The organism is Haloplanus salinarum (assembly GCF_009762275.1).
Classification (GTDB): Archaea; Halobacteriota; Halobacteria; order Halobacteriales; family Haloferacaceae; genus Haloplanus; species Haloplanus salinarum.
The window spans coordinates 1,519,702-1,543,746 of sequence record NZ_CP034345.1 but is presented as its reverse complement, the minus strand read 5'-3'; the positions used below and the strand labels follow the sequence as shown (position 1 = coordinate 1,543,746).

General features: G+C 69.1%; 29 protein-coding genes and 2 tRNA genes. 19 read left to right on the top strand and 12 right to left on the bottom strand.

What is annotated here, in order from left to right; translation table 11 throughout:
* Window positions 1-14: 14 nt before the first annotated feature.
* The 5 genes from EI982_RS09190 (at window position 15) to EI982_RS09170 (ending at window position 2,595) form a co-directional block, all read left to right on the top strand.
* Window positions 15-404, top strand: a complete 390-nt coding sequence (locus EI982_RS09190) for a gamma-glutamylcyclotransferase family protein (RefSeq protein ID WP_157689417.1) — start codon at window positions 15-17, stop codon at window positions 402-404.
* Between the two features lie 208 nt (window positions 405-612).
* Window positions 613-1,842 carry a threonine ammonia-lyase gene (ilvA, locus tag EI982_RS09185; protein WP_157689416.1) on the top strand — a complete coding sequence of 410 codons (1,230 nt, stop codon included), beginning with the start codon at window positions 613-615 and terminating at the stop codon, window positions 1,840-1,842.
* Window positions 1,843-1,902: 60 nt separating this feature from the next.
* On the top strand, window positions 1,903-2,283 hold the full coding sequence (locus EI982_RS09180; RefSeq protein ID WP_157689415.1) for a Rid family detoxifying hydrolase: 381 nt from the start codon (window positions 1,903-1,905) through the stop codon (window positions 2,281-2,283).
* Complete coding sequence (locus EI982_RS09175) at window positions 2,280-2,486, top strand: DUF7981 family protein (RefSeq protein ID WP_157689414.1); 207 nt, start codon at window positions 2,280-2,282, stop codon at window positions 2,484-2,486. Before EI982_RS09180 ends, EI982_RS09175 begins: the two co-directional genes overlap by 4 nt.
* Window positions 2,487-2,514: 28 nt before the next feature.
* Window positions 2,515-2,595 (top strand) — tRNA-Ser (locus EI982_RS09170).
* A 30-nt stretch (window positions 2,596-2,625) separates the two neighbouring features.
* Here EI982_RS09170 and EI982_RS09165 read toward each other — a convergent pair.
* A complete protein-coding gene (locus tag EI982_RS09165; RefSeq protein ID WP_157689413.1) occupies window positions 2,626-2,817 on the bottom strand; it encodes a hypothetical protein in 192 nt (63 codons plus the stop codon).
* 166 nt (window positions 2,818-2,983) lie between these two features.
* Here EI982_RS09165 and EI982_RS18365 point away from each other — a divergent pair, with 166 nt between their 5' ends.
* From EI982_RS18365 to EI982_RS09145, 5 genes are all read left to right on the top strand, one after another.
* A complete protein-coding gene (locus EI982_RS18365) occupies window positions 2,984-3,136 on the top strand; it encodes a hypothetical protein (protein ID WP_199243774.1) in 153 nt (50 codons plus the stop codon).
* Window positions 3,137-3,182: 46 nt separating this feature from the next.
* Entirely contained in the window at window positions 3,183-3,578 is a 396-nt protein-coding gene (locus tag EI982_RS09160) for a DUF7383 domain-containing protein (RefSeq protein WP_157689412.1), read from the top strand.
* 227 nt (window positions 3,579-3,805) lie between these two features.
* Entirely contained in the window at window positions 3,806-5,431 is a 1,626-nt protein-coding gene (gene thsB / locus EI982_RS09155; protein ID WP_199243806.1) for a thermosome subunit beta, read from the top strand.
* 123 nt (window positions 5,432-5,554) lie between these two features.
* On the top strand, window positions 5,555-6,502 hold the full coding sequence (locus tag EI982_RS09150; RefSeq protein ID WP_157689411.1) for a hypothetical protein: 948 nt from the start codon (window positions 5,555-5,557) through the stop codon (window positions 6,500-6,502).
* Window positions 6,503-6,548: 46 nt separating this feature from the next.
* Complete coding sequence (locus EI982_RS09145) at window positions 6,549-7,544, top strand: ornithine cyclodeaminase family protein (protein ID WP_157689410.1); 996 nt, start codon at window positions 6,549-6,551, stop codon at window positions 7,542-7,544.
* Window positions 7,545-7,568: 24 nt separating this feature from the next.
* Here EI982_RS09145 and leuS read toward each other — a convergent pair whose 3' ends face one another.
* Entirely contained in the window at window positions 7,569-10,430 is a 2,862-nt protein-coding gene (leuS, locus tag EI982_RS09140; RefSeq protein WP_157689409.1) for a leucine--tRNA ligase, read from the bottom strand.
* Window positions 10,431-10,608: 178 nt separating this feature from the next.
* Between leuS and EI982_RS09135 the strand changes: the two genes are divergently transcribed.
* Entirely contained in the window at window positions 10,609-12,042 is a 1,434-nt protein-coding gene (locus EI982_RS09135) for an ATP-binding protein (RefSeq protein WP_157689408.1), read from the top strand.
* A gap of 60 nt (window positions 12,043-12,102) precedes the next feature.
* Here EI982_RS09135 and pheA read toward each other — a convergent pair whose 3' ends face one another.
* From pheA to EI982_RS09105, 6 genes are all read right to left on the bottom strand, one after another.
* Window positions 12,103-12,906 (bottom strand): prephenate dehydratase, encoded by an 804-nt coding sequence (gene pheA, locus EI982_RS09130; RefSeq protein WP_157689407.1) that lies wholly within the window; start codon window positions 12,904-12,906, stop codon window positions 12,103-12,105.
* 43 nt (window positions 12,907-12,949) lie between these two features.
* Window positions 12,950-14,356 (bottom strand): PAS domain S-box protein, encoded by a 1,407-nt coding sequence (locus EI982_RS09125; RefSeq protein WP_157689406.1) that lies wholly within the window; start codon window positions 14,354-14,356, stop codon window positions 12,950-12,952.
* Between the two features lie 46 nt (window positions 14,357-14,402).
* Window positions 14,403-15,089, bottom strand: a complete 687-nt coding sequence (gene hisH / locus EI982_RS09120; RefSeq protein ID WP_157689405.1) for an imidazole glycerol phosphate synthase subunit HisH — start codon at window positions 15,087-15,089, stop codon at window positions 14,403-14,405.
* Between the two features lie 130 nt (window positions 15,090-15,219).
* Complete coding sequence (locus tag EI982_RS09115; RefSeq protein WP_157689404.1) at window positions 15,220-15,810, bottom strand: uracil-DNA glycosylase; 591 nt, start codon at window positions 15,808-15,810, stop codon at window positions 15,220-15,222.
* Window positions 15,811-15,834: 24 nt separating this feature from the next.
* Window positions 15,835-16,401 (bottom strand): endonuclease dU, encoded by a 567-nt coding sequence (locus tag EI982_RS09110; protein WP_157689403.1) that lies wholly within the window; start codon window positions 16,399-16,401, stop codon window positions 15,835-15,837.
* Complete coding sequence (locus EI982_RS09105) at window positions 16,398-16,574, bottom strand: DUF5786 family protein (RefSeq protein WP_157689402.1); 177 nt, start codon at window positions 16,572-16,574, stop codon at window positions 16,398-16,400. The genes EI982_RS09110 and EI982_RS09105 overlap by 4 nt, the downstream gene beginning before the upstream one ends.
* A gap of 97 nt (window positions 16,575-16,671) precedes the next feature.
* Between EI982_RS09105 and EI982_RS09100 the strand changes: the two genes are divergently transcribed.
* Complete coding sequence (locus tag EI982_RS09100; protein ID WP_157689401.1) at window positions 16,672-17,283, top strand: MBL fold metallo-hydrolase; 612 nt, start codon at window positions 16,672-16,674, stop codon at window positions 17,281-17,283.
* Between the two features lie 43 nt (window positions 17,284-17,326).
* Here the strand turns inward: EI982_RS09100 and EI982_RS09095 are convergent, their stop codons facing one another.
* Window positions 17,327-17,476: a 50S ribosomal protein L40e gene (locus EI982_RS09095; protein WP_157689400.1), complete on the bottom strand. Its 150-nt coding sequence runs from the start codon at window positions 17,474-17,476 to the stop codon at window positions 17,327-17,329.
* Between the two features lie 101 nt (window positions 17,477-17,577).
* On the opposite strand from EI982_RS09095, the gene EI982_RS09090 reads away from it, so the two are divergent.
* Both EI982_RS09090 and EI982_RS09085 read left to right on the top strand, forming a co-directional pair.
* Window positions 17,578-18,042 carry a TRAM domain-containing protein gene (locus EI982_RS09090; protein WP_157689399.1) on the top strand — a complete coding sequence of 155 codons (465 nt, stop codon included), beginning with the start codon at window positions 17,578-17,580 and terminating at the stop codon, window positions 18,040-18,042.
* Between the two features lie 76 nt (window positions 18,043-18,118).
* The gene (locus EI982_RS09085) at window positions 18,119-18,586 is read left to right on the top strand and encodes a Tfx family DNA-binding protein (RefSeq protein ID WP_157689398.1); all 468 of its coding nucleotides are present in this window, start codon (window positions 18,119-18,121) and stop codon (window positions 18,584-18,586) included.
* Here EI982_RS09085 and EI982_RS09080 read toward each other — a convergent pair.
* Both EI982_RS09080 and EI982_RS09075 read right to left on the bottom strand, forming a co-directional pair.
* The gene (locus EI982_RS09080) at window positions 18,583-19,596 is read right to left on the bottom strand and encodes a mannose-1-phosphate guanylyltransferase (RefSeq protein WP_157689397.1); all 1,014 of its coding nucleotides are present in this window, start codon (window positions 19,594-19,596) and stop codon (window positions 18,583-18,585) included. The genes EI982_RS09085 and EI982_RS09080 overlap by 4 nt on opposite strands.
* A 47-nt stretch (window positions 19,597-19,643) precedes the next feature.
* Window positions 19,644-19,916, bottom strand: coding sequence for a DUF7091 family protein (locus EI982_RS09075; protein WP_157689396.1), 273 nt, complete (start codon window positions 19,914-19,916; stop codon window positions 19,644-19,646).
* A 150-nt stretch (window positions 19,917-20,066) separates the two neighbouring features.
* Between EI982_RS09075 and EI982_RS09070 the strand changes: the two genes are divergently transcribed.
* The 3 genes from EI982_RS09070 (at window position 20,067) to EI982_RS09060 (ending at window position 22,090) form a co-directional block, all read left to right on the top strand.
* Window positions 20,067-20,999 (top strand): replication factor A, encoded by a 933-nt coding sequence (locus EI982_RS09070; protein ID WP_157689395.1) that lies wholly within the window; start codon window positions 20,067-20,069, stop codon window positions 20,997-20,999.
* Between the two features lies 1 nt (window position 21,000).
* Window positions 21,001-21,612 (top strand): RPA family protein, encoded by a 612-nt coding sequence (locus tag EI982_RS09065; RefSeq protein ID WP_157689394.1) that lies wholly within the window; start codon window positions 21,001-21,003, stop codon window positions 21,610-21,612.
* A gap of 73 nt (window positions 21,613-21,685) precedes the next feature.
* Window positions 21,686-22,090 (top strand): DUF8146 domain-containing protein, encoded by a 405-nt coding sequence (locus tag EI982_RS09060; RefSeq protein ID WP_157689393.1) that lies wholly within the window; start codon window positions 21,686-21,688, stop codon window positions 22,088-22,090.
* Here the strand turns inward: EI982_RS09060 and EI982_RS09055 are convergent.
* A complete protein-coding gene (locus tag EI982_RS09055) occupies window positions 22,082-22,537 on the bottom strand; it encodes a DUF5814 domain-containing protein (protein ID WP_157689392.1) in 456 nt (151 codons plus the stop codon). The two genes, EI982_RS09060 and EI982_RS09055, sit on opposite strands and share 9 nt — an antisense overlap.
* 117 nt (window positions 22,538-22,654) lie before the next feature.
* On the opposite strand from EI982_RS09055, the gene EI982_RS09050 reads away from it, so the two are divergent.
* Together EI982_RS09050 and EI982_RS09045 are read left to right on the top strand one after the other, a co-directional pair.
* A tRNA-His gene (locus EI982_RS09050) sits at window positions 22,655-22,726 on the top strand.
* 316 nt (window positions 22,727-23,042) lie between these two features.
* Window positions 23,043-24,035 (top strand): hypothetical protein, encoded by a 993-nt coding sequence (locus tag EI982_RS09045; RefSeq protein ID WP_157689391.1) that lies wholly within the window; start codon window positions 23,043-23,045, stop codon window positions 24,033-24,035.
* The last annotated feature ends 10 nt before the right edge of the window (window positions 24,036-24,045 follow it).

The following is a 24,045-nucleotide window of genomic DNA, read 5'->3' as shown; positions in this document are numbered from 1 at the left end:
ACCCCCGTGTCACCATGGACGTGTTCGTCTACGGCCGCCTCACCGAACCGGCCCGGGTGTCGTCGGTGGTGGACTCCTTCGTCTTCGTCGGGGCGGCGATCCTGGAGGGCTGTCACCCGGTCGCCGGTCGGTATCCGACGCTCGCGCCCGGTGGTGAGACGGCGGGTCGACTCCTCCGGACGGATGCCCTCGACGCCCTCGACGCCTACGAGGGTGTCGACCGGGGCCTCTACGTCCGCGTCGCGGTCCCCCGAACCGACGGCGGGACGGCCGCCGTCTACGTCGGCGATCCGGCGCCCCTCGACGTCGAGTCGTCGGTGACGTGGCCCGGAACGGGCCCCTTCGCCGACCGGGTCCGTCGATACGTCGCCGACGGCGGGGCGGTCGTCCGGCCGCGCCCGTGATCCACTCGCGGCGCCGGTCGGTCGTCTGTGGCGCCCCGGCCCCGTGTAGTCGGTTACTTTCACTTTCACCGCGCCTTCATGATGTTTATATGTCTCCCCGGTGTTGGTCGAATCGCACGTCACACGCGTGCATTCCCCTTTCGAAACCCGTGAGCGACGGCCCCAGCCGTACATAAACCGTTAACCACCACCGTCGGGTATGGGCGGTATGCTCACCCACGACGACGTCCTCGACGCTCGGGAGCGGGTGTCGACGGTCGCTCGGCACACGCCGCTCGAGTACTCGTATGCCTTCTCCGAGATGACCGGCGCCGACGTGCATCTGAAACTGGAGAACTTCCAGCGCACGGGCGCGTTCAAGATCCGCGGGGCCATGAACCGGATCGAGACGCTGTCGACGGCCGACCAGGAGGCGGGGGTCGTGACCGCGAGCGCCGGGAACCACGCCCAGGGCGTGGCGCTGGCGGCGACCCGGGCGGGCGTCGACTCGAAGATCGTCATGCCGGAACACGCGCCGGTCTCGAAGGTGAAAGCGACCGAGCGCTACGGGGGCGAGGTCGTTCTCCACGGCGCGGACTACAGCGAGGCCCAGGCCGAGGCCCACCGGATCGAGGAGGTGGAGGGGCGGACGTACGTCCACGCCTTCGACGACGAAACCGTGATGGCCGGCCAGGGCACCATCGGCCTCGAAATCGTCGAGGACTGTCCGGACCTCGATACGGTCATCGTTCCCATCGGCGGCGGCGGCCTGATCTCGGGTATCGCCACGGCGGTGAAGGCCCACGACCCGGACGTCCGCGTGATCGGCGTCCAGGCCGAGGGGGCCTCCAGCGCGGCCGAATCGATCCGGCGGGGGGAGATCTACGAGCGCGACGCCGTCGACACCATCGCCGACGGGATCGCCACCCGTCGGATCGGCGACCGCACCTTCGAGGTGATCAAAGAGCGCGTCGACGAGGTGGTGACCGTCGACGACGAGTCCATCGCCATCGCCCTGACCTACCTGCTCGAACGCGAGAAGGCGCTCGCGGAGGGGGCGGGTGCCATCTCCCTCGCTGCCCTCCTCTCCGACGCCATCGAGTACGAGGACGGCGAGACTATCGTCCCGGCGCTGTGTGGCGGGAACATCGACCTGAACGTGTTGACGACGGTGGTGATGCGGGGGCTGGTGGCGACCGGGCGGTACCTCCGGTTCCGGACGATCCTGAAGGACCAGCCGGGCGCGCTGGTGGCGCTCGGAGAGATCATCGCCGACCACCGCGCGAACATCACGGCCTTCCACCACGACCGCACCTCCCGGGACGTGGCGATGAACGACGCGCGCGTCGAACTCGAAGTCGAGACCCGGGGACCGGAGCACGTCGACGAACTCCTCGCGGCGCTCCGCGACGAGGGCTACGAGGTCGAAATCGTCAACGGCTACCAGATGTCGGTGTAGGCGCGGCGGTTCCTGCCGCCGATGTGTACCTTTAACCGGTCGCCGACCGACCACCCGGGCGTGAAACGAACCATCAGCACCGACGACGCCCCGGCCGCCGTGGGCGCGTACAGTCAGGCGACGACCAACGGCTCGCTCCTGTTCACCGCGGGACAGCTCCCGCTGACGACGGACGGCGACCTGCTCGACGACGAGAGTGTGGCGACCCAGACCGAGCAGTGTCTCGACAACGTGCTGGCCATCCTCGCGGACGAGGGCGCCGACGCGAGCGACCTGCTGAAGGTCACCATCTTCCTCGACGACATCGACGACTTCGACGAGATGAACGAGACGTACGCGACGTACTTCGACGCGGACCCGCCGGCCCGGAGCGCCGTGGAAGTGGGGAACGTGCCCAAGGGCGCGGCCCTCGAAATCGAGGCCATCGCCGACCTGGAGTGACGACCCAGCGCACGTCGAGTCTCCTGTGGGGGCTGGTGGGGGCGCTCGCCTTCCTCGTCCTCGCGCAGGGGTACCGACTCCTCCTCGGCCCACTGGGCCCCGGGCCGCTCGCCCTCGGCGCCGTCGCCCTCCTCGTCGGTGCCGTGGCCACGGGCCTCACCCACGTCCTCGAACCGCGGATGCGGGGAAAGGAAAGGAGTTAAAGTCCCGAGCGGTTACTCGTAACTGCGTGCCGGGATGGCCGAGTGGTAAGGCGCACGCCTGGAAAGCGTGTTCCCTCTGGGATCCAGGGTTCAAATCCCTGTCCCGGCGCTTTTTCAATCCCGAAGTGGCGACCACCCCTCAGGACATCGCGTCGCGTGGCATCACCAGGTCGCCGCCACAGTCCGGACACCGGGTGAACGACCCCGTTACGCCCGTCGTCGTCCGGAACTCCGCGTAGTCACAGTCGGTACAGACCGCCTCGGCGACGTATCTCCGGACGCCCGCTGGCTCGTCCGGTCCGACCTCGGTTCGCCCCTCTTGTAGAGACATGGTAACACTTCTCACTCGAGGGGCTTAAAACGCACGCCGTACTCGGCGGTCGATCGGTCCACGATCGGTCGGTGATTAGAGAATCGAGCCACCGTTCGATCAGTATCGCACCGGCTCGGAATCGGAGAAAGGTTCATGTGTCGTGGACTCCTTTCCCTGCATGACAATGCCTGACACGAAAAGTGGTCGCGAACGAAACGGCCGGAACAAGCGCGCCCAGCTCCGGCAGCAGCTGTACGAGCAGGAGCTCGAAACCCTCGACGAGGACGCGGAGCTCCCCGAGTTCGGCGAGGACGAGGCCGCGGTCGACGAACCGTAAGGCCCGGGTCGGCGCTCTTTTCAGTCCCCCGACCCAACCGGTGTTCGTGCCACCCCGTGCGAACTACGCGACGATGTACGTCGGTGCGCAACTCGCGCCCGAGGGGCGGGAACTCGACCTCGACTGGGCCGAGAACGTCGGCAACGGGACGCCACGCCACGAGTTCCACGTGCCGACCGACGAGGCCTTCGACGGCTACGTCGGTATCCAGGCCTTCGACGTCGGCGACTACGGCCACGAGATCCGGATCAACGGCGACCGGATGAGCGGCTTCGACATCCCGCCCAACGACGGCTGGCAGTACTGGGTCGACACGTTCGGCGACGCCGTCGACCTTGTGGCCGGTACCAACGACCTCCGTGTCGTCCGTGCCGACGACTCGACGGACGCCTTCGCCGTCGGGACCGTCACCGTCCACTGGAAGGAACCCGCGGACGACTGAGCGACCCTCGCGTATTTAAAACCGCCGCGTCGTCCAGTCGAACGCCTCGTCCTGACTCGTGATAACAGTTGACAAGACACACGTCGGGTCGCTCCCGTCTCCGGATCTCTTCCGATTCGTCGCCGAACGGTTCGCGCTTCGTCGTGACTCACAACCCTCATTTTTATATAGAAGGACAAACAATCGTTCGGTGAACCATGAGTCAGCGAATGCAGCAGGGTCAGCCGATGATCATTATGGGCGAGGACGCCCAGCGCGTCAAGGACAAGGACGCCCAAGAGTACAACATTTCGGCGGCCCGAGCGGTCGCGGAGTCGGTACGGTCCACGCTCGGACCCAAGGGGATGGACAAGATGCTCGTCGACTCGATGGGCAGCGTCACCATCACCAACGACGGGGTCACCATCCTCCAGGAGATGGATATCGACAACCCGACGGCCGAGATGATCGTCGAAGTCGCCGAGACACAGGAGGACGAGGCCGGCGACGGGACGACGACGGCCGTCGCCATCGCGGGCGAACTCCTGAAGAACGCCGAGGAACTCCTCGATCAGGATATCCACCCGACGGCGATCATCAAGGGCTTCAACATGGCCGCCACGGAGGCCCGCGAGCAGGTCGACGATATCGCCGAGCAGGTCGACCCCACCGACGAGGACCTCCTGCGGAAGGTCGCCGAGACGTCGATGACGGGCAAGAGCTCCGAACTCGACAAGGACCTTCTGGCTCGCCTCGTGGTCGAGGCGGTCCGGGCCGTCACCGTCGAGGCCGACGACGGCAGCCACGTCGTCGACCTGGAGTTCGTCGAGATCGAGACCCAGACCGGCCGCTCGGCCTCCGAGTCCGAGCTCCTCAACGGCGCGGTCATCGACAAGGACCCCGTCAACGACGACATGCCCGTCGAGTTCGACTCGGCGGACGTGCTCCTGCTGAACGATCCCATCGAGGTCGAGGAGACCGACGCCGACACGTCGGTCAACATCGACAACCCCGACCAGCTCCAGCAGTTCCTCGACAGCGAGGAGAAACAGCTCCGCCAGAAGGTCGATCAGATCGTCGCGACGGGCGCCGACGTGGTGTTCTGTCAGAAGGGCATCGACGACCTCGCCCAGTACCTGCTGGCCAAGGAGGGCATCCTGGCGGTCCGCCGGACGAAGAAATCCGACATGGGCTTCCTCCAAGAGATCCTCGGCGCCGAGATCGTCTCCGATCTCGACGCCGCGACCGACGCCCACCTCGGCACCGGTCGGATCAGCCGCGACGCCGAGGCCGGCCTGTTCTACGTCGAGGGCGACGACGCCCACGGCGTGACGCTCCTGCTGCGTGGCTCGACCGAGCACGTCGTCGACGAACTCGAACGCGGCGTTCAGGACGCCCTCGACGTGGTGTCCACCACCGCGGCCGACGGGCGCGTGCTCCCCGGCGGCGGCGCCGTCGAGGTCGAACTCGCGAGCCGCCTGCGTGACTACGCTGACAGCGTCAGCGGCCGCGAGCAGCTCGCCGTCGAGGCCTTTGCCGACGCCATCGAAGTCGTCCCGCGCGCGCTCGCCAGTAACGCTGGCCTCGACAGCATCGACACGCTCGTCGACCTGCGTGCCGCCCACGAGTCGGGCGACACCCGTGCCGGCCTCAACGTCTTCACCGGCGACGTGGTCGACACCCTCGACGCGGGCGTCGTCGAACCCGCCCACTCCAAGGAGCAGGCGCTCACCTCGGCCAGCGAGGCCGCGAACCTGGTCCTGAAGATCGACGACATCATCGCCGCGGGCGACCTCTCGACCTCGGGCGACGAGGACGAGGGCGGTGCCGGCGGCGGCATGGGCGGCATGGGCGGCATGGGCGGCGCGATGTGACGCCCGGTCACCGCCCCACTGCCGTCGACCGCTGAACGCTGACTGTACCCCCCGCACGCTCCGTTCCCGTTTTCCCCCGTTCCCGTCACAAAGCCCTTGATCCCACCCCCGGTAGCCCGTGGTATGCCCTCCGGGAGACGTGCCGTCCTCGCGAGCATCGGCACCGCAGCGATCGGCCTGTCCGGCTGTCTCGGCGGCGGATCCCCCGCCGAACCGACGCGAACGTCGACCGCCACGCCGACCGAAACGCCCGCGGGCGACGCCGCCACGCTCGGCGACGCCGTCGCCGTCGACGGCGCGACCGTCACCGTCTCGGACCTCGTGACCGCCCACTCGGTCCGCTATCTGAGCGCGCCGGACGCCATGGACGTCCACCCGGCGGACGGCGACCAGTTCGTCTTCGTCGCCGTGGCCGCCGACGGGTCGGGAACGCCGCCGGCGCCGGACCGGTTCGGGCTCGTCGCCGACGACGCCCGCTACGGATCGGGAATCGAGTATCTCGGACCCGCCCGCGTCGCCGCGCCCGTGACCGGGCGGCGGTACGGCGAGTCGAACCCCGAGGGGTTCCTCGGCTTCCGGGTTCCCGCGCCCCTGGACGCCGAGTCGGTCGCGGTGGTCCTGGGGAGCGACGGTCCCGAGCGGACGGATACGCCACCGGACCCCGGCGACGTCGTCGCCGAATGGACCGTTCCCCCGGCGGCGGTCGACCCACTCCGCTCGCCACCACCCGCCTTCTCGGCGGCCGCCGACGTGCCCGAGTCCGTTCCGGCGGACGAGCCGATCCCCGTCACGATCGACGTGACCAACGAGGGCGACGGCCCCGGCGTCTTCCGCGCGGCGATCAACCAACAAGGGCCGCTCTACGGCGCCGAGGGGATCGATCGGTCGCTCGCGGCCGGCGAGTCCGCGACCCACGGGACGACCGTCGACTACTACCTCGACGACGACGCGGCGCCCGGACGCGTCCGGTTCGCCGTGGTCGGCCCCGACCTCTCGGAGCTCTTCGAGGTGACCCTCGACGGCGGCGGGACGCCCGCGGGGACGGGGACGACCACCGGCGCGACCCACTGACCCGCCCCGCGAAACCGGTAACTCCACGGATACGTTAGGGGCGACCATGGAGACCCTGCTTCTGGACGGCGAGACGGTTGCCGACAACGCACCGATGGACGCCCTCGTCGACGCGGTCGAGGCCGCCTTCGCGGCCTACGAGCGCGGCGACGCGACGATGCCGCCGAAGTCGTACGTCGACCTCCCGCAGTACGACGGCGACTTCCGGTCGATGCCCGCCTACCTCGACGCGGGCGACTGGGACGCCGCGGGCGTGAAGTGGGTGAACTCCCACCCGCACAACGGGGAGCGCCACGGCCTCCCGACGGTCATGGGGACGATGATCTACTCCGACCCCGAGACGGCGGTGCCCCTCTCGATCATGGACGGCACGGCGCTCACGACCCGGCGGACCGGCGCGGCCGCCGCCGTCGCCACCGACCACCTCGCGGTCGAGGGGGCGTCCTCCCTCGGACTGGTCGGGGCGGGCGTGCAGGCCCACGCCCAACTCGACGCCATCGCGACGGTCCGACCGATCGGGACCGTCGTCGTCGCCGACGCCGACGCGGAGCGCGCGCGGGCCTTCGTCGACGCCGTGAGCGATCGGTTCGACGCCCGCGTGGGCACCATCGCCGAGGCGGCGGCCTGTGACGTCCTCTCGACGGTGACGCCCGTCCGCGACCCCATCGTCGCCGCCGACGCCGTCGGCGAGCGGACCCACGTCAACGCCGTCGGCGCCGACGCCCCGGGCAAACACGAACTCGCCGACGACCTGCTGGCGGCCGCGACGCTCGTCGTCGACGACCACGCGCAGTGTACCCACTCCGGCGAAATCAACGTCCCCTACGGGGCCGGCCGGCTCACGGACGCCGACATCCACGCCGAACTCGGCGAGGTGGTGACGGGGGCGAAGCCGGGACGAACGCCCGAGGACGGGGTCACCGTCTTCGACAGCACGGGCCTCGCCATCCAGGACGTGGCGGCGGCCCACGTCGTCTACGAACGGGCCACGGCCGCGGGCGCCGGCACGCGGTTCGACCTGCTCGGCCTCGCGACGGAGTGACGCGCCGGTGGCCCGGCCGCGGCGTTACTCCAGGTGGATCGCGGGCCGGAAGGGGACGGCGTCGCCGGCCTTGTCGCCGGGGTCCGGCGGGTCGGCGTCCTCGTCGTAGACCCGCACCTCGGCGCCGAACTCCCGTTCGAGGAAGGGAACGGCCGTCTCGTAGGTCGCCCGCTCGTCGAGGTCGTCCATGGCGTCGACCGTCGCGTCGTCCAGATCGCGGACGAGTTCGACGAGTTCGCCCGCGAGGTCGTTCACCGCGTCGCCCCGTTCGCGGAGGTCGGGGTCGCTCATCGCCTCGCTCATCACCGCACCCACGTCCGGTCCGGCCTCGACGACGGCGTCGAAGACCTTCCACTTCCAGTCGGCGGCGGCGTACACCCGGACGACCTCGGGATCGGTCCCGGTCACGTCGACGATGTCGTGGACGTCCTCGGTGAGGCGTTCGATCCGTTCCTCCTGTAGCTCCACCGCCCGGTTCTCCAGGTCTGGATCGACCTCGGGCCACGGGGCGTCCTCGGCGGGCCGGCCGGTCAGCCGCTCGTGGAGTTCGTTCGCCATGAAGGGGACAAAGGGCGCGAGGAGGCGCAGCCGCGTCTCCAGAGCGTGCCGGAGCGTCCACCGGGCGCCGGGTCGGTCCCGGTCGGCGCGGCGGCGGTACCACCGGAGCGACTCCTCGAAGTCGTAGAAGGCGGCCTGACTGGCCGTCCGCGTCTCCGATCGCTCCATCGCCTCGGTCACCTCGCGGACGGTCCGCTGGAGCTTCGACAGGAGCCACCGGTCGACGTGTTCGAGGGCCGGCCGCTCGTCGTCGAACGTCGACGTCGGCTCCTCGGGGAGCAGCTCGGTCGCCCGGTTCCAGAACCGCTCCAGCTGGTCGCGGACGCTCTCGACCTGGTCGGCACGCCAGTCGTAGTCCTGCCACGGCTCCGCGGAGTTGAGCAGGAAAAATCGCACCGTGTCGGCGCCGTAGGCCTGGATTGCCTCGTCCGGCAGGACGACGTGTCCCTTCGAGGAGGACATCTTCCGCCCCTCCAGCAGGCCCATGCCCATGATGACGATGCCCCCGGGCCACTGCGGTTCGTCGAACAGTTCGGCGTGGTGGAACAGGTAGAACGTGAGGTGATTCGAGATGAGGTCGTTCGCCGAGAAGCGGTAGTCGACGGGATACCAGTGGAGCCACTCCTCACGCAGGTCGAGGGCGCGCGGATCGGGGTCGTCGACGGCCTCCGGGCCGTAGAAGAGGGCGTCGAAGAAGTCGCGGTCGAGGTCATCGACCGGAATCTCCCGCAGGCGGGGCGCGATGGTGTAGTACGCCATGTAGACCGTCGAGTCCGAGAGGGGCTCGATGACGAAGTCGTCGTCCCACGGCAGCCGTGTCCCCAGCCCGTAGTTGCGGATGCAGGGCCACTCGTTGAGCCAGTCGATGGTGTGGTCGTACTCCCCGCGGGTGTTCTCGGGGATACACTCCATGTTCTCGACGACCCGCTTGGTCGCTTCCTTCCAGTCCGCGTCGTTGTAGCTGAGGAACCAGGTGTCCTGCTCGGCCACCTCGACGTCGCCGCCACAGCGACAGATCACCTCCTCCGAGAACTCGTACATGGTGTCGAAGTGGCCCGCCTCGACACCCGCCTCGCGGTATTCCTCCCGCACGTCCTCGATGACCTCGCCCGCGAACTCCCCGTAGTCGTCGTGGAGGCGACCGGCGTGGAACTCGCGGTTGTAGAGTTCCTTCGTCACCGCCTCCAGTTCGGGGTCGTTCGACGAGGTGACGTCGGCCGACTCGACGGCGTCGCGGGCCGGCACGTCGCCGTAGCCCTCGACGTCGAGGATGGGCACCGGATCGATGGCCGCGACGGCGTCGGGGTCGACGCCGTGCCGCTCCATGCGCTCGGCGTCGGCCTTCGCCTCCTCCAGCGCCAGGTAGTCGTCCGGGGAGTGGGCGGGCACCGACATGACGACGCCCGTCGCGTTGTCCGGGTCGACGAACGTCGCGGGCAGGACCGGCACCGCGTCGCCGGTCACGGGGTTGGTGACCGACTGCCCGACGAGCTCCGATCCCGGGAACCGCTCGGTGACGTCCACCTCGTGAGCCTGGAGGCGGAGCTTCTCGGTAGCCGCCTCCGAGACCAGCCACGTCTCGCCGTCGACCGTCGCCCGGACGTACGTGGCGTCGGGCTCGACGTAGGCGTTCGTGACCCCACGGACCGTCTCGGGGCGCAGCGTCGCCATCGGCACCACCGCGTCGTCGAGGCCGAAGCGGATGAGGGTGTACTCCTGGTACTCCGCCTCCTCGCCCTCCAGCAGGTCGTGGGTGGTCACCGGCTGCTGTTCGTTGGTGCAGTATTTGACCGGGTGGAGGCCCTTCTCCAGTCGGTCCCGGTCACGGAGGGTCTCGTACTGCCACGTGACGAACTTCGAGTAGCGCTCGTCGTTGGTGGTGAACTCGCGGCGCCAGTCGATGGACAGCCCCAGCGACTTCATTCCCCGCTTGTAATGTTCCTCGATGAAGTAGCGGGCGTAGCCCATCGGCGTCTCCAGGTCCTGCAGGGTGTCCTCGGGGACGTCGTAGGTGTCCCGGAGCACCGACAACTGCTCCTCCTCACCTTTCTTCAGGCGCTCGACGGCGCCGATGATCGGCGTGCCGGTGACGTGCCAGGCGATGGGAAAGAGGACGTTGTCGCCCCGCTGTCGCCGGTACCGGGCGTACACGTCCGGGACGGTGTACGTCCGGACGTGGCCCATGTGCATCCCGCCGCTCGGATACGGATAGGGAACGGTGATGAACGTCGGCTCGTCGTCCGCGTCGCTGGGGTCGGCCTCGTACCGGCCCGTCTCGGCCCAGCGCTCCCGCCAGCGCTCCTCGATGTCCTGCGGGTCGTATTCCATACCCCGGATCAAGTCCCCCCGACCTAAAATAACTCCTATACCGCCGGCGGAAACGACTCGTTTCCGACGCTATCATCGTCGAGAGTCGCCGGTAAGTGTCCGTTAGAACCGCGCCGAACGGCGGTAAGCGAACATTATCTATCCGTGTGGCCCGTGACCGACGGGGGTGGGCACACTCGTGAACCGATCGTCCTTCGGACGGGTCCTCGGAGTGGCCGTCCTCGTGAGCTTCGCCGTCGCGTTGCTCGGCATCTGGCTCGGCGAGTTGGGTGGTCGGCCGTGGCGATCACCGGCCGCCGTCGTCGCCGCCCCCGCCGGGCTGGTCGTCCTCCTCGCCGTCGCGGCCGGGTGGCTCCTGTGGAGCGACCTCGACGGGCGGATCGCCCTCCACGTTCCCGCCGCGGCCCTCGCCGGGACGCTCGCCTTCGGCGGGTTCGCCTGGTGGGTCGTCCTCGACACTCTCGTCACGGTCGCCGGCGTGCGATCGATGCTTGTCGTCCTGAACGTCGCCAGCGCCGGCGGCGCGGTTGGCGTCGTCGTCGGCCTGTTCACCGCGAGACAGGCGGCGTCGATCCGATCGCTCCGGCACGCCCGGGACGAGTACCGCGACCTCTTCGACGGTATCGGCGATACGGTGCTCGTCCACGACACCCGGGGACGGATCCTCGCCGCCAACGAGGGCGCGGTCGACCGGCTCGGCTACGACGCCGCCGCCCTGCGTCGTCGGTCCGCCGACGACTTGGAGGGCGAGGGCGGCGCCGACGGTCGGTACGTCGCGGCCGACGACCGCATCGTCTACGAGACGGTCCACGAAACCGCCGACGGCGAGACGATTCCGGTCGAGATCAGCGCCCGACTCGTCCGGTACCACGACGCACCGGCGATCCTCGCGGTCGCCCGGGACATCAGCGAACGCCGGGCCTCCGAGCGGGCGCTCGCACGCACCCGGGACCAGCTCCGCGCGCTCAACCGCGTCCTCCGTCACGACATCCGCAACGACATGCAGATCGTCCTCGGCCTCGCGGAACTCCTCGAGGAACACGTCGACGAGGCCGGACAGGATTCGCTCGACACCATCGTCGCCACGGGCGAACACGTCGTCGAACTCACGCGGAGTTCCCGGGACCTCGCCCGGACGGTGGCCGGCGAGACGGAACTCCCGCTGGAGCCGGTGTCGCTCCCCGAGACGATCCAGGCGGAACTCGACCGGCGGCGCGAGGCGTTCGCCGACGCCACGCTGTCCGTCGAGGGCGAGATTCCGGACGTGACGGTCCGGGCGAACGACCTGCTCACCTCGGTGTTCCGGAACCTGCTGAACAACGCCGTCCAGCACAGCGACCGCGAGGAGCCGACCGTCACCGTCTCCGCCGACCTCTTGCGTGGCGACCCCCGTGTCCGCGTCCGCGTCGCCGACGACGGGCCGGGCATCCCGCCGGAACTGGACGGCGACGTCTTCGGCAAGGGGGAGAAAGGACTCGACAGCACGGGGACGGGGCTGGGACTCTACCTCGTTCAGTCGCTCGTCGATCACTACGGCGGCGACGTGTGGGTCGAACCGAACGATCCCCGCGGCACCGTCGTTGTGGTCGAACTCCCGGTCGTCGAGGACTGACCGGTCGACGACGGGGATCGGCCGGCGGACGCGCGGCGGCTCCGAGGCGCCCGTGGCCGCTCAGACCACGTGGCGGGTGTCGTAGGAGCCGAGGCGGCGAACCCACCCCTTCTCCGCGATGCCCTCGACCTCCTCGACGGCCGCCCGCGCGTGGTCCTCGTACAGGCCGGCCTCGAAGTCGATGTGGAAGAGGTAGTCGCCGAGGCGGTCGCCCGTCGGTCGGGACTCCACACGCGAGAGGTTGATGTCGCGGTCGGCGAAGGCCTCCAGCAGCTCCAGCAGGAGGCCGGGGTAGTTGGCGTTCGGGTTGACGATGATCGTCGACTTCCCGCCGGCCTCGGTGCGCTCCTCGGCGGGCGAGATGGCGAAAAACCGGGTCGCGTTCGAACTCCGGTCCTGGATGTCCTCGGCGAGGACCTGCAGGTCGGCGTCGGCGTTGTCGGGGTGGGCGATGGCGGCGACCGTCGGATCCTCGCGGGCGTGTTCGACGCCGCGGGCGGTGCTCGCGACGGCCTCCAGGCTCACCTCGGGGTACTCGGATTCGAGGAAGGTGCGACACTGGGCGAGCGCTTGCGAGTGGCTGGCGACCACCTCGAACGACTCGCTCTGGGCGAGCAGGGCGTGACGAATGGGGGTGACCACCTCCTCGACGACGCCGATGTCGTAGTCGGACAGCGCGTCGAGCGTCTCGGTAACGCTCCCCTCGATGCTGTTCTCGATGGGGACGACGCCGCGGCGGTACTCGCCGTCGGCGACGGACTCGACGATGGCCGTCACGGATTCACTGAACGTCACCTCGTCGGCGACCGCCCGCGCGGCGCGGTGGGAGTAGGTCCCCGCCGGGCCGAGCGTGATGGCTTCCATGGATCGAGGGTCGCGTGGCGCGGTGAAAAACGCGTCGGACCGGTCAGGCCGCCCGCTCGAACCGCAGGACGAAGACGGTGCCGCGGGGGTCGTTGTCCTCGATCCACACGTCGCCGCCGTACTGGTCGACGAGCGTGTACACTAGGTAGAGTCCCAGCCCCGTCCCCTCGCTGTCGATGCCCTTCTCGCCCTTGCCGAAGACCGTCTCCTTGCGGTCGTCGGGAATCCCCGACCCGTCGTCGGCGACGCGGACGGTCACCGCGTCGTCCTCGGCGGACGCGGAGACGGTGACGGTGGGGTCGTCGCGGTCGCTGTGCTGGACGGCGTTGTTCAGCAGGTTCCGGAACACCGACCCCAGCATGTCGTTCGCGACCACCTCGACCAGCGGGACGTTCCCGCGGGTCCGGATCGTCGCCTCGGGGTAGCTCGACTGTGCCTCCCGGATCTCCTGATCGAGCACGTACGAGAGGTGGATCGGTTCGAGCGTCGGGTCGGTCTCCGAGACGAGCGTCTCCATCAGATCCCCCATCACGTCCGTCAGCTCGATCACGTGATCCGTCCGGCTCCGGATCGTCTCCAGTTGGGGGCGGTGGCCCCCCGTCACGACGTTGTCGAGCAGGTCGGTCATCCCCTGGACGAGCTGCATGTCGTTGCGGATGTCGTGGCGGACGATCCGGTTGAGGAGTTCGAGACGCTCGTTTTGTTCCTCCAACACCTGCCGGTACTCGCGGGCCTCGGTCACGTCCTTGATCGCGCCGTCGAGGTACGGCTCGCCGTCGACGGGGGAACACCGACAGACGGTGACCAACCCCCAGAACGACTCCCCGTCGAGCGTCCGGAGCTCGAGTTTCTCGGTGACGACGTTCGTCTCGGCGATGGTGTCGAAGAAGCGCCGCCGGTCGTCCCCGTCGGCGTAGATGTCGGCCACTGGCGTCGAGAGCAGATCCGCCTTCGAGTCGGCGTCGAACAGGTCGACCATCGTCGGGTTGGCTTCGAGGAAGGTCCCCTCGGGGTCGTCGTGGGCTCGGAAGATGCCCGTGGGGACGTGTTCGACCAACTCCTCGAACCGGCCGAGTTCGTCCTGGCGGTGCTTCCGGTCGGTCACGTCACGGGCGGTGGCGAGGACGCGGGTCCCGCCGTCACGCTCGACACGCGACGCGGAGAGTTCGGCCCAGACGGTCCCGCCGTCGCGCCGCTCCAGCGGCCACTCGACGGTCGCCGTGCCGTCCCCGGGATCGACGGCTCGCGACTCGGAACGTCGTTCGTCCGCCAGGAGGTCCTCGACGTGCCGGCCGACGAGACGCTCCCGGTCGAAGCCGGTCAGGGCCGCGAACCGAGCGTTGACGGCGCGAATCACCCCGGTCTCGGGGTCGTACACCACGACGCCGTCCGGGATGCCTTCGAGGAAGTCGCCGGCGCCGGTTTCGGTGGTCACCGTCCGTTCGTTCACGTTCCCCCGTTTCGGCGAGGTCTGTATAAATACACGGCGCCGATTATCACCGCAGAGAACAGACGTCGACGAAGTTCCGCAGGATCGTCAGCCCCGTCTCACCGCTTTTCTCGGGGTGGAACTGGGTCCCGAAGACGGTCCCGTCCTCGCTGGCGATAACCGCGGGGAACGTCCGTCCGTGGTCGGTCGTGGCGACGACCGCCCCGTCGTCGTCCGGGACGGCGTAGTAGGAGTGGACGAAGTAGGCGTGTTCGCCGTCGACGGATCCGCCGCGGTCGCTCCCCTCGACGCCCGTGACCAGCGGGTGGGACCGCTCGACTGACAGCTCGTTCCAGCCCATGTGGGGGATGGTCTGCCCCTCGTCGAACCGGACGTTGCGTCCGGGGACGAAATCGAGGCCGACGACGTCGCCCTCGCCGGCGTGGTCGGCCTCCTCGCTCGACGTGAGGAGCATCTGCATCCCCAGACAGATGCCGAAGACGGGCTGGTCACGGGCGACGGCATCCGCGAGCGCCTCGCGGTACGGCCCGGCGTTCTCCATCCCCTCGCGGAAGGCGCCGACCCCCGGCAACACGATGCCGTCGGCGGCGGCGAAGTCGCCGGGGTCGTCGGTGATGGTCACGGCCGCGCCGGCGCGTTCCAGACCGCGCGTCGCCGACCGGAGGTTGCCGAGGCCGTAGTCGACGATGACTACGTCCGCCAGCGCCTCCGACGGCGGTTCGGACAGGCTCATACCGACACTCGGTGGCCAGGGGGCAAGTGGTTTTCCGTTGCGTCGACGCTCATAGCGAGTATCGTAACTGTCCATAGGTTCTCGCGGGGATGATCCGGCGAGAACCTATGACGACTTCCGATGATCGCTATCAGTAGTCGCCGAGCCGCGCCTGGTCGCCGCTCCCGGCGCCCACGAGGTCGGCCGCCCGCGCGATGGCGTCCTCGAACGCCCCGCGCTGGCTCCGATCGTACAGCGTCGCCGCCGGGTGCAGGCAGAGCAACACGCGCCGGGGAGTTCCGCCGAGGCGGACGTCGACGACCGATCCCGCCTCCTCCGTCACCGCCACCGACCGGTCCAGCAGGCGCTCGCCGGGCACCTTCCCGAGCGTGACGATCAGGTCCGGATCGACCGCCTCGACCTCCCGCCCCAGGAACCCCGCGCAGTTGTCGAGTTCGTCGACGTGTGGATCCCGGTTCTCGGGCGGCCGACACCGCACACAGTTGGTGATGCGCACGTCCGCCCGCGCCAGCCCGGCGTCCCGGAGAGCGTCGTCCAGCACCGATCCCGAGCGCCCCACGAACGGCTCCCCCCGCTCGTCCTCGTCGGCGCCCGGCGCCTCGCCGACGAACAGCAGGCCGGCGTCGGCCGGCCCCGTTCCGTTGACGATGCGACTCCGCGACTCGACGAGCGCCGGACACCGCTCACAGGCACACACGTCCGGCCCCTCCGTCTCGACCATAGCGGGTGCCCGTGGGCCGGCGGCTTAAGTCTCCCCGTCCGCCCGGAACCGGCGAGCGGCCCGGGCGGCCAGCCGCGCCACCCGGAGCGGCTCCGGGCGGCCGCCGGACGGCGTGAACGCCCGCACCGCCTCGGCGGCCGCCGCGTCGTCGACGCCGACGGCCCGGACGTACACCGTCTCGTCGTTCACGTCGACTCGCCGCCGCGGCGGCAGGTCGCGGTACGTCCGGAGCCGCCGGTCGAGCGCGTCGCCGGAGAACTGTTCGCGGAGCGCGGGTTCGAGCCCGGGACTGGCCTCGAACGACACGGAGAGCACGGGGCGGCCCACCCGCTCGTGGAGCGCCGACAGGTCCACGACGTTGAACCATGCGGGTGCGACCCCCGCGACGAGGAGGACGCGCACGTCCTCCCGATCCAGCGTCGTCCAGAGATCCGCGATGGCCGCGGTGGCGTCGGTGCCGCCGACGGCACACGATCCGAAGGCGAACCCGTCGGTGACCCGGTCGCGACGGCAGACGACACCGCAGAGCACGCTCCGATCGTCGTCGGAAAAAGATTCGGCGACTCCGAGCGCCCGCGCGCCGGCTTTCACTCGTCTTTGATCTCTTTGAGCCGGTCGATCAGCTCGTCGTTCGACGCCCCGATCTCGAACTCCACCGACCCCCGGTGGTCGTTCTCGGACGTCTCGACGCCCTCGTTGTCGTCGAGGTCGGCGTCTAACTCCTGGTTCTCCTGTTCGGATTCATCGTAGCTCCCGAAGCCCATACGTGTACGTCTACCAGACGCACGACCAAAAAAGATTTGCAGGGGGCGGTCGTCACTCACCGGCCGGTTTTTGTCGCTGTGCGCGGAAGACGGCGGTATGGACGTCCACAACGTCACCGCGGACGCCGAGGAGTTCACCTGCAACGCGTACCTGGTCACCGGCGAGCGTCCGGCGCTGGTGGACGCGGGGACGATGCCGGGCGTCGTCGACGTTATCGGCGACCACGTCGACGACCTGGATCGGGTGGTGCTCACCCACCAGCACCACGACCACGTCGGCGAACTCGACGCCGTCCTCGACGCCTTCGACGCCGACCTGTACGCCCACGCCGACCACCCCCGGCGGACCCACGCACTCGCCGACGGGGACGGGGTGGCGCTGGGCGAGGAGTCCTTCGACGTCGTCCACACGCCGGGTCACGCCGACGACCACGTCTCGCTCGTGGGCGAGCGCACCCTGTTCAGCGGCGACGTGGTCGTCTACAACGACGGCGCCTTCGACGACGGAAGCTTCGGGCGCACCGACAGCCCCGGACAGTCACGCGAACGGCTCATCGAGAGCCTGGAGGCGCTTCTGGAGCGACTCCCCGACTCGGTGACGGCGATGTACGCCGGGCACGGTGACCCCGTCCCCGACGACGAGAGCGTCCGGGCGGTGATCGAACGGGCGCTCGCGCGGGCCGAGCGCCGGGAACCGAAGTACGACTGACGGGAGCGATGGGGGACGAACGCAAAAAGCCGACGGCGACGGTTCAGGCGCTGCGGCGCTCTTTGGCCTTCGGTCGAAGCTTCTTGTACCCGCACTTCCGGCAGCTCTCGGCCCGGGCGGCGTTTCGCGCATTACACCGCATGCAGATCTGTTTTTCGAGCATCCGCTTTTCCGCTTCCTCGAACTTAGCCATGGGGCGGAGTTTTCGGCCGACCGGCATAACCCTTGCGAGTGCCCCCGAGCGATGGTCGGGACAACGCAAGCGTTTAGACGGCCGGTGGAGTAGTCCGGGGTATGGCGAACTGTCCGCTCGCCGACGACTGCCCCAGTTTCTCGGAGCGCATCCAGGGCATGGGGTGCCAGCACTACGGTGACCGCGGGGGCGCCGAGTGGTGTAACCACTACGATATGCCCATCTCCGACCTGAAACAGCAGCCGGTGAAACCCGGCGAGGAACTCGTCGTCGAGGTGACCGACATCCACGAGAGCGGCGCGGGCGTCGGCCGCACCGAGGACGGCTTCATCGTCCTGGTCGACGGGACCCTCCCGCCGTCCCGGGCGCGGGTACGCATCGACCGCGTGAAGGCCAACCACGCCACGGCCGACGAGGTCGAACGGCTTCCCACGGATCCCGAGGAGGAGGCGGACGAGGAGGGCGAGGACGCCGTCGACGCCGAGACGGAGTCGACGGCCGACGACGGCGGCGACTCGGGTCGCCCGGAGCAACTCGGCAGTCGCGACAACTTCTGGGGCGGGTGAGCGTCGGCGCCGACGCGGCGTCGCGAGCGGACAGCCCGAAGTGTAGCTTTTAGGGCCCCAAGGCATACGTCGAGGCATGGACGACGACCCGGACGCGGACGCGCTGCTCGAACGCGCCGGATTCGACCCGCAGGAGAGCGTGCTGACGCGTCGGCAGGCGGAGGTGCTCGCGCTTCGCGAGCGTGACGTGCGCCAGTCCACCATCGCGGACCTGCTCGGTACCTCCCGTGCGAACGTCTCGAGCATCGAGTCGAGCGCACGCAAGAACGTGGCGAAAGCACGGGAGACGGTCGCGTTCGCCGAGGCGCTCACCGCGCCGGTTCGCGTCGAAGTCGACGAACACACCGACCTCTACAACGTCCCGAAACTCGTCTACGACGCCTGTGACGCCGCGGGGGTGAAGGTCAACCACACGGCGCCGGACCTGATGAAACTCGTCAGCGACGAGGCCGGCGACGCGGTGCAGGGTCGCGAGGTGCAGGCACCGCTCCTGGTCGGCGTCACCACCGACGGGACCGTTCGCGTCCGCCAGTCGAAGCGCTAGAACTCGCCTTCTGCGTCCAGTTCGGCGACCAGTTCCCGGACGCGCTGTGCCGCCGCCGTCGGCACCACGAGTATCCGGTCGTCGTAGGCGACGACTGCCAGGTCGTCGACGCCCACCAGCGAGACGTGGACGTCGTCGCCGGCGACGACGTTGTTCGTCGCGTCGACGGCCCGCACCGACGCGTCACCGGCGACGACCGTCCCGTCTCCGTCGGCCGGGAGGATCCGCCGCAGGGCGTCCCACGACCCCAGGTCGTCCCACGCGATATCGAGGGGGACGACGGCGACGTCCGTGGCACGTTCGAACACCGCGTAGTCGACGCTCACGGGGTCGACCGCCGCGAACCCGGCCTCGGGGTCGCCCCGGTCGAGCGCGTCGATCAGGGGGGAAAGCGGTGCGTCCGCCGCCCCCGCCGCTTCCCGGAATGCCGCGGGCGTCCACGCGAAGATACCCGCGTTCCAGTAGTACCCCGCCTCGACGTATCGCCGCGCCGTCTCGGCGTCGGGTTTCTCGTGAAAGGCGGCCACCTCCGCGTACGCCCCCCGATCGGGACCGGGTTCGACGTAGCCGTAGCCGGTGTCCGGCCGGTCGGGGTCCACGCCGAAGGTGACGAGCGACCCCGTCCGGGCCGCGACCCGCGCCCCGCGCTGGGCCGTCGGTTCGAACTCCCCCTCGACGTGGTGGTCGCTCGGGAGGGCGAGCACCACGGGGTCGTCGAACCGCTCGGCGATGCGGTGGGTAGCGTAGGCGAGCGCCGGCCCGGTGTCCTTGCCGGCGGGCTCGACGAGGACCGACGCTTCGGGGACCGCCTCCCGGACGGCGTCGGCGAACGCCGGGCGGGTCGAGACGACCACCTCGTCGGCGAAGTCGGCACGGGCGACGGTGCGTTCGAGGAGCGTCCCCTCGCCCCCCAACGCGAGCAACTGCTTCGGGCGGTGGCGACGACTCGCGGGGTAGAGCCGTGACCCGACACCCCCGGCGAGCACCACCGCGACGAGCGGTCGGTCCATACTGGGCCGGTCGGCGCCTCCGGGCAAAAGCGCTCCGACGGGCGGCCTCACCACGTCTCGACGATACCTTCGCGGACGTCCTCCGCACAGCCCTCGCAGTCGGGATGGCCCGCCTCGAAACACTCGGGGCGCCCCTCGTCGTCGACGGCGACGGCGCGCCGTTCGGCCTCCCGACGGCAGACGATACGGACGCGCCCCGCCTCGTCCCGGGGCAGGTCGGCCGCTGTCCGGCCATCGCGGTAGGCCCGCCGTGCCTCCCCGTAGCGGCGGCCGGCCGAGCGGAACGCCGTCCGCACGAACCGTTCCAGTCGGTCGTCCATACACCCGCTTGCGGCGGCCGCCTCAAAGACCCGTCGCCGGGGGAGACCCCCGAGCGGTCCACTTTCACCCCGGTCACGGAACTTTTTATATCGTCGCGCACCAACCGGCGTGTGCCTCCCCACGAGAACAGACCGGAGGCGAGTGAGACCATGACCGATTTGCATACCCACGCGGAGGATATCGTAGCGCAGTTCTCGGATCACCTCGATCTGGACGTCGACGAGGTCGAGGAGCGACTCGACAACCTCGTCAACGAGTACCGGGTCCCGGTGGACGAGGCCCGGCGAAGCGTCGTGAACAGTTACCTCGACGAGGCGGACCTGGACCGCGACGCGCTGGGCGGTGGGGGCGGCAACGCCTCCGTCGGCCTCGCCGAGATCGACCAGGACGAACAGTGGCTCGACGTGACCGCCGAGGTCGTCGAACTCTGGGAGGCCCGGAGCGACTCCGTCGCCCAGGTCGGCCTGCTCGGCGACGAGACGGGCACCACCAAGTTCGTCGCCTTCGAGACCTCCGACCTGCCCGCACTGGAGGAAGGGACGGTCTACCGGCTGGAGAACCTGGTGACCGACGAGTACCAGGGTAACTTCTCGGTGAAGCTCAACCGGACGACCACGATCACCGAGGTCGACGAGGAGATCGAGGTCGGCGACGACGCCGAGACCGTCGAGGGGGCGCTGGTCGACATCCAGAGCGGCAGCGGCCTCATCAAGCGCTGTCCCGAAGACGACTGTACGCGCGTCCTCCAGAACGGCCGGTGTTCGGAACACGGCGACGTCGAGGGCGAGTTCGACCTGCGGATCAAGGGCGTCCTCGACGACGGCGAGGCGGTCCACGAGGTCATCTTCGACCGCGAGGCCACCGAGTCGCTCACCGGTACGACCCTCGAAGAAGCGAAGGACATGGCGATGGACGCCCTCGACACCACCGTCGTCGCCGAGGAGATGCGCGCGGACACGCTCGGTCGGTACTACCGGGTGAGCGGCCCGCAGTTCGGCCGGTACGTGCTGGTCGACGACTTCGAGCGGCTGAGCGATCCGATCGACGCCGAGGCGGCCCTCATCGAAGCGAGGTCGATCTGACATGAGCCAGGCACCCACCCGCGAAGTCGCGCGCCGCGTCTTCGCCCGCGAATTCAACGACGCGAGTCACACGTTCAAGGAGTCCGAGGACGAACGCGCCCCCGTCTACCTCCTGCTCCCGACCGGCGAACGCGCGAACCGCGTGTTCCTCGTCGGGACGCTCACCGAGAAGGAGGACGTCGGCGAGGGCGACGAGTACTGGCGGGGTCGGATCGTCGACCCGACGGGCACCTTCTTCGTCTACGCCGGGCAGTACCAGCCCGACGCCGCCTCGACGCTCCGGGACCTCGAACCCCCGGCGTACGTCGCCGTCGTCGGCAAACCGCGCACCTACGAGACCGACGACGGGAGCGTCAACGTCTCGGTGCGGCCCGAATCCATCACCCCCGTCGACGCCACCACGCGGGACCGCTGGGTGGCCGAGACGGCGACCCGGACGCTCGAACGCGTCGCCGCCTTCGACGACGAGGGCGACGAGTACGCCCGGATGGCCCGCGAGCAGTACGACCTCGCGGTCGACGAGTACCGCGAGGTGGCGCTCGCGGCCCTCGAAGGGCTCGACGAGTCAGACGAACTGGCCGACGACGACGCCGACGTCCCCGCCGAGCACTGACCACGGATCGGTGCCGGCGAGGCCCCTCGTCTGACAAACCGTTAAGTGAGTCGCCGTCGAAGTCGGGGTGACGATGGGCAACAAGAACAAGACCATCTCGTTTCGCGTCAACGAGGACGCGTTCGAGACCCTGCGCGAGATCGCCGAGGAGCGCGACCTCTCGCTTTCGGCGGTGTTTCGCGACTACGTCGACATGCTCGTTGCCCACGACGGCCAGGTCCGGGTCGTCCCCGAACACGAGTTCGACGCCGCGACGGACGACGGCGCCGATTTCCCGCCGACCGTCGAGGTGCCAAAGAGCTTCGTCCGCGAGCACGAACGCCTCGAACTCGAAGCCGAACACCTCCGGGAACAACTCGACGAGCACAAACGCTACGTCAACCACCTGCGGGAACGCCTGGAGGAGAGCGAGGAAGACGTCATCCAACTCGAAGACCTGGACGGCGAGCGCGACGAACCGTCCTACCGGTTAGGCTGACAGGGTCCGACGCGCCTTGCGGGCGCGTGATTCCATCTCGTTGTCGCCCTCGACGGCGGCCAACGACTCCACCGCCTCCAGCCGCCGCACCGCCCGATCCAGGAAGGAGAGGACGTCCCCCGGATAGGCGTAGAGCATGTACTCGTCGCTCATCACGTCGACGATGGCGTCCGGCCCGAGTCCCTGGGCCCGAAGCTCCAGCAGGTAGCGGACGAACTGTCGCTCCGGATAGCCCGTATAGAGGTCGTCGGGGTCCTCGCAGTCGAGGAAGTCGGTCGCGAAATCGAGCAGTCGGTCGCGGGTCGCGTCGTCGAGTTTCGAGAGGCCGTCGCCGCTGTAGAGCACCTCCATCGTCGCCCCCTTGAACGCCCCCTTGGGGATGGACGTATCCAGCTGGGAGACGATCTGGCGGTGGTTCTTCAGATAGACCTTGTCGGTGATGGCCACGACCGTCCCGTAGGCGGCTACGAAACTAAAGCGTCCCGACTCCGGGCGTGGGGACGGGACTCACCCCCGTCACGAGTCGTAACCTACTTCACTCACAGCACAGTACCGTAATCCGTGTCCGGGTTGGGGTAGTGGTTATCCTTCAGCCTTGTGGAGGCTGAGACGCGGGTTCGATTCTCGCACCCGGACTTTCTGTCTGCGAACGAACGTGAGCAGACGAACGTCCGTCGTAAGAGAATCGAATCAGGGAACGGAGCGAGCGAACGCGAGCGGAGTGACCGTGGTTCGATTCTCGCACCCGGACCTTCTCGCGACGAACGTGGGGAGCGGACGGTCACCCGAGACCCGAATCGTCCGCCAGTTTGCCCCGTGAACGAACCCGCACAGCGGCGGCGCCCGTCCGCCTTCGACGCACACACTAGTCGACTGGCCAACATCTTTATCCGCCGACAGTCGTATCGGTCGAGAGGCGTGGTACCACACGCCACGATCGACGAAAACACCCATGTCAGAACACGATCCATCACCGATCCGACGACGCGTGACGCGGCGGGGTCTGCTCCGATCGGCGGTCGCCGGGGGTGTCGCGACCGGCGGTCTCGCGACGTCGGTCACGGCACAGGGGAACGGGAACGGCGACGGTACTTCGAAGGGCTTCCCGCCGGACGGGATCACCGAGTACGGCGACGCGGTCGACCTCGGCGAGGGACGGGTGCGGCCGTTCACGACCGAGACGCCGTCGGGAGAGCCGAAGTACCACGGCGTGGAGTTCGATCGGTCGGCACTGGAGGGACTGCCGAGCGCGGCGGAACTGGACGAAGACGAGGGGACCTACGACGACAAGTACGGGCCGAACGGCGAGGCACTGGAGGTCCATCGGAAGCAGTCGCTGGAGTTTTTCGTCCCCTTCCCGGACGCGGCGGAGACGCCGTTTACCTTCCTCGGGCTCAACTGGAACCCGGACGGCCACCCGGGCGGCAAGGGGGCGTGGCTGGTTCCACACTTCGACGTCCACTTCCACATGCTCGATACGGGAACGGTCGACGCCATCGAGGGGCCAGCCCTCCCGCCGTACGACGACCCCGAGGCGACGGGGGAGATTCCGGCCGAGCGGATCCCCGATGGCTACGTCCGTTCGCCGGAGCCGGTCGCCGACGAACGCTACATCACGGACATGGGCGAACACACGGCCCCGAGGGACGCGCCGGAACTCCCGGACGGCCCCGACGACGACGGGAACCCGGACCGGTTCACGGCCACGCTGATCCAGGGGTTCGTCGGCGTCGGCGCGAGCGACGCCGACCCGCGGCTGGCGTTCGTCGAACCGATGCTCACCCGCGAGTACCTGCGTGACCTCGACGGCACCGACGTGTTCGACGTGCCACAGCCGGAGGTCTACCCCCACGACGAGCGCCACCCGCGGACGTACGCCATCCGCGACGTCCCCTCGGCGGAGACGGTCTGTGTCGTGCTCCAGGAGTTCGAGCCCGTCGACTGATTCGGATTCG

Excerpts from the sequence above, each read along its gene's own strand:
- EI982_RS09190 (WP_157689417.1), top strand. The coding sequence starts at position 15 with ATGGACGTGTTCGTCTACGGCCGCCTCACCGAACCGGCCCGGGTGTCG.
- ilvA (WP_157689416.1), top strand. The coding sequence starts at position 613 with ATGCTCACCCACGACGACGTCCTCGACGCTCGGGAGCGGGTGTCGACG.
- EI982_RS09165 (WP_157689413.1), bottom strand. The coding sequence starts at position 2,817 with ATGTCTCTACAAGAGGGGCGAACCGAGGTCGGACCGGACGAGCCAGCG.
- EI982_RS18365 (WP_199243774.1), top strand. The coding sequence starts at position 2,984 with ATGCCTGACACGAAAAGTGGTCGCGAACGAAACGGCCGGAACAAGCGC.
- thsB (WP_199243806.1), top strand. The coding sequence starts at position 3,806 with ATGATCATTATGGGCGAGGACGCCCAGCGCGTCAAGGACAAGGACGCC.
- EI982_RS09150 (WP_157689411.1), top strand. The coding sequence starts at position 5,555 with ATGCCCTCCGGGAGACGTGCCGTCCTCGCGAGCATCGGCACCGCAGCG.
- EI982_RS09145 (WP_157689410.1), top strand. The coding sequence starts at position 6,549 with ATGGAGACCCTGCTTCTGGACGGCGAGACGGTTGCCGACAACGCACCG.
- leuS (WP_157689409.1), bottom strand. The coding sequence starts at position 10,430 with ATGGAATACGACCCGCAGGACATCGAGGAGCGCTGGCGGGAGCGCTGG.
- pheA (WP_157689407.1), bottom strand. The coding sequence starts at position 12,906 with ATGGAAGCCATCACGCTCGGCCCGGCGGGGACCTACTCCCACCGCGCC.
- hisH (WP_157689405.1), bottom strand. The coding sequence starts at position 15,089 with ATGAGCCTGTCCGAACCGCCGTCGGAGGCGCTGGCGGACGTAGTCATC.
- EI982_RS09115 (WP_157689404.1), bottom strand. The coding sequence starts at position 15,810 with ATGGTCGAGACGGAGGGGCCGGACGTGTGTGCCTGTGAGCGGTGTCCG.
- EI982_RS09105 (WP_157689402.1), bottom strand. The coding sequence starts at position 16,574 with ATGGGCTTCGGGAGCTACGATGAATCCGAACAGGAGAACCAGGAGTTA.
- EI982_RS09100 (WP_157689401.1), top strand. The coding sequence starts at position 16,672 with ATGGACGTCCACAACGTCACCGCGGACGCCGAGGAGTTCACCTGCAAC.
- EI982_RS09095 (WP_157689400.1), bottom strand. The coding sequence starts at position 17,476 with ATGGCTAAGTTCGAGGAAGCGGAAAAGCGGATGCTCGAAAAACAGATC.
- EI982_RS09090 (WP_157689399.1), top strand. The coding sequence starts at position 17,578 with ATGGCGAACTGTCCGCTCGCCGACGACTGCCCCAGTTTCTCGGAGCGC.
- EI982_RS09085 (WP_157689398.1), top strand. The coding sequence starts at position 18,119 with ATGGACGACGACCCGGACGCGGACGCGCTGCTCGAACGCGCCGGATTC.
- EI982_RS09080 (WP_157689397.1), bottom strand. The coding sequence starts at position 19,596 with ATGGACCGACCGCTCGTCGCGGTGGTGCTCGCCGGGGGTGTCGGGTCA.
- EI982_RS09075 (WP_157689396.1), bottom strand. The coding sequence starts at position 19,916 with ATGGACGACCGACTGGAACGGTTCGTGCGGACGGCGTTCCGCTCGGCC.
- EI982_RS09070 (WP_157689395.1), top strand. The coding sequence starts at position 20,067 with ATGACCGATTTGCATACCCACGCGGAGGATATCGTAGCGCAGTTCTCG.
- EI982_RS09065 (WP_157689394.1), top strand. The coding sequence starts at position 21,001 with ATGAGCCAGGCACCCACCCGCGAAGTCGCGCGCCGCGTCTTCGCCCGC.
- EI982_RS09060 (WP_157689393.1), top strand. The coding sequence starts at position 21,686 with ATGGGCAACAAGAACAAGACCATCTCGTTTCGCGTCAACGAGGACGCG.
- EI982_RS09045 (WP_157689391.1), top strand. The coding sequence starts at position 23,043 with ATGTCAGAACACGATCCATCACCGATCCGACGACGCGTGACGCGGCGG.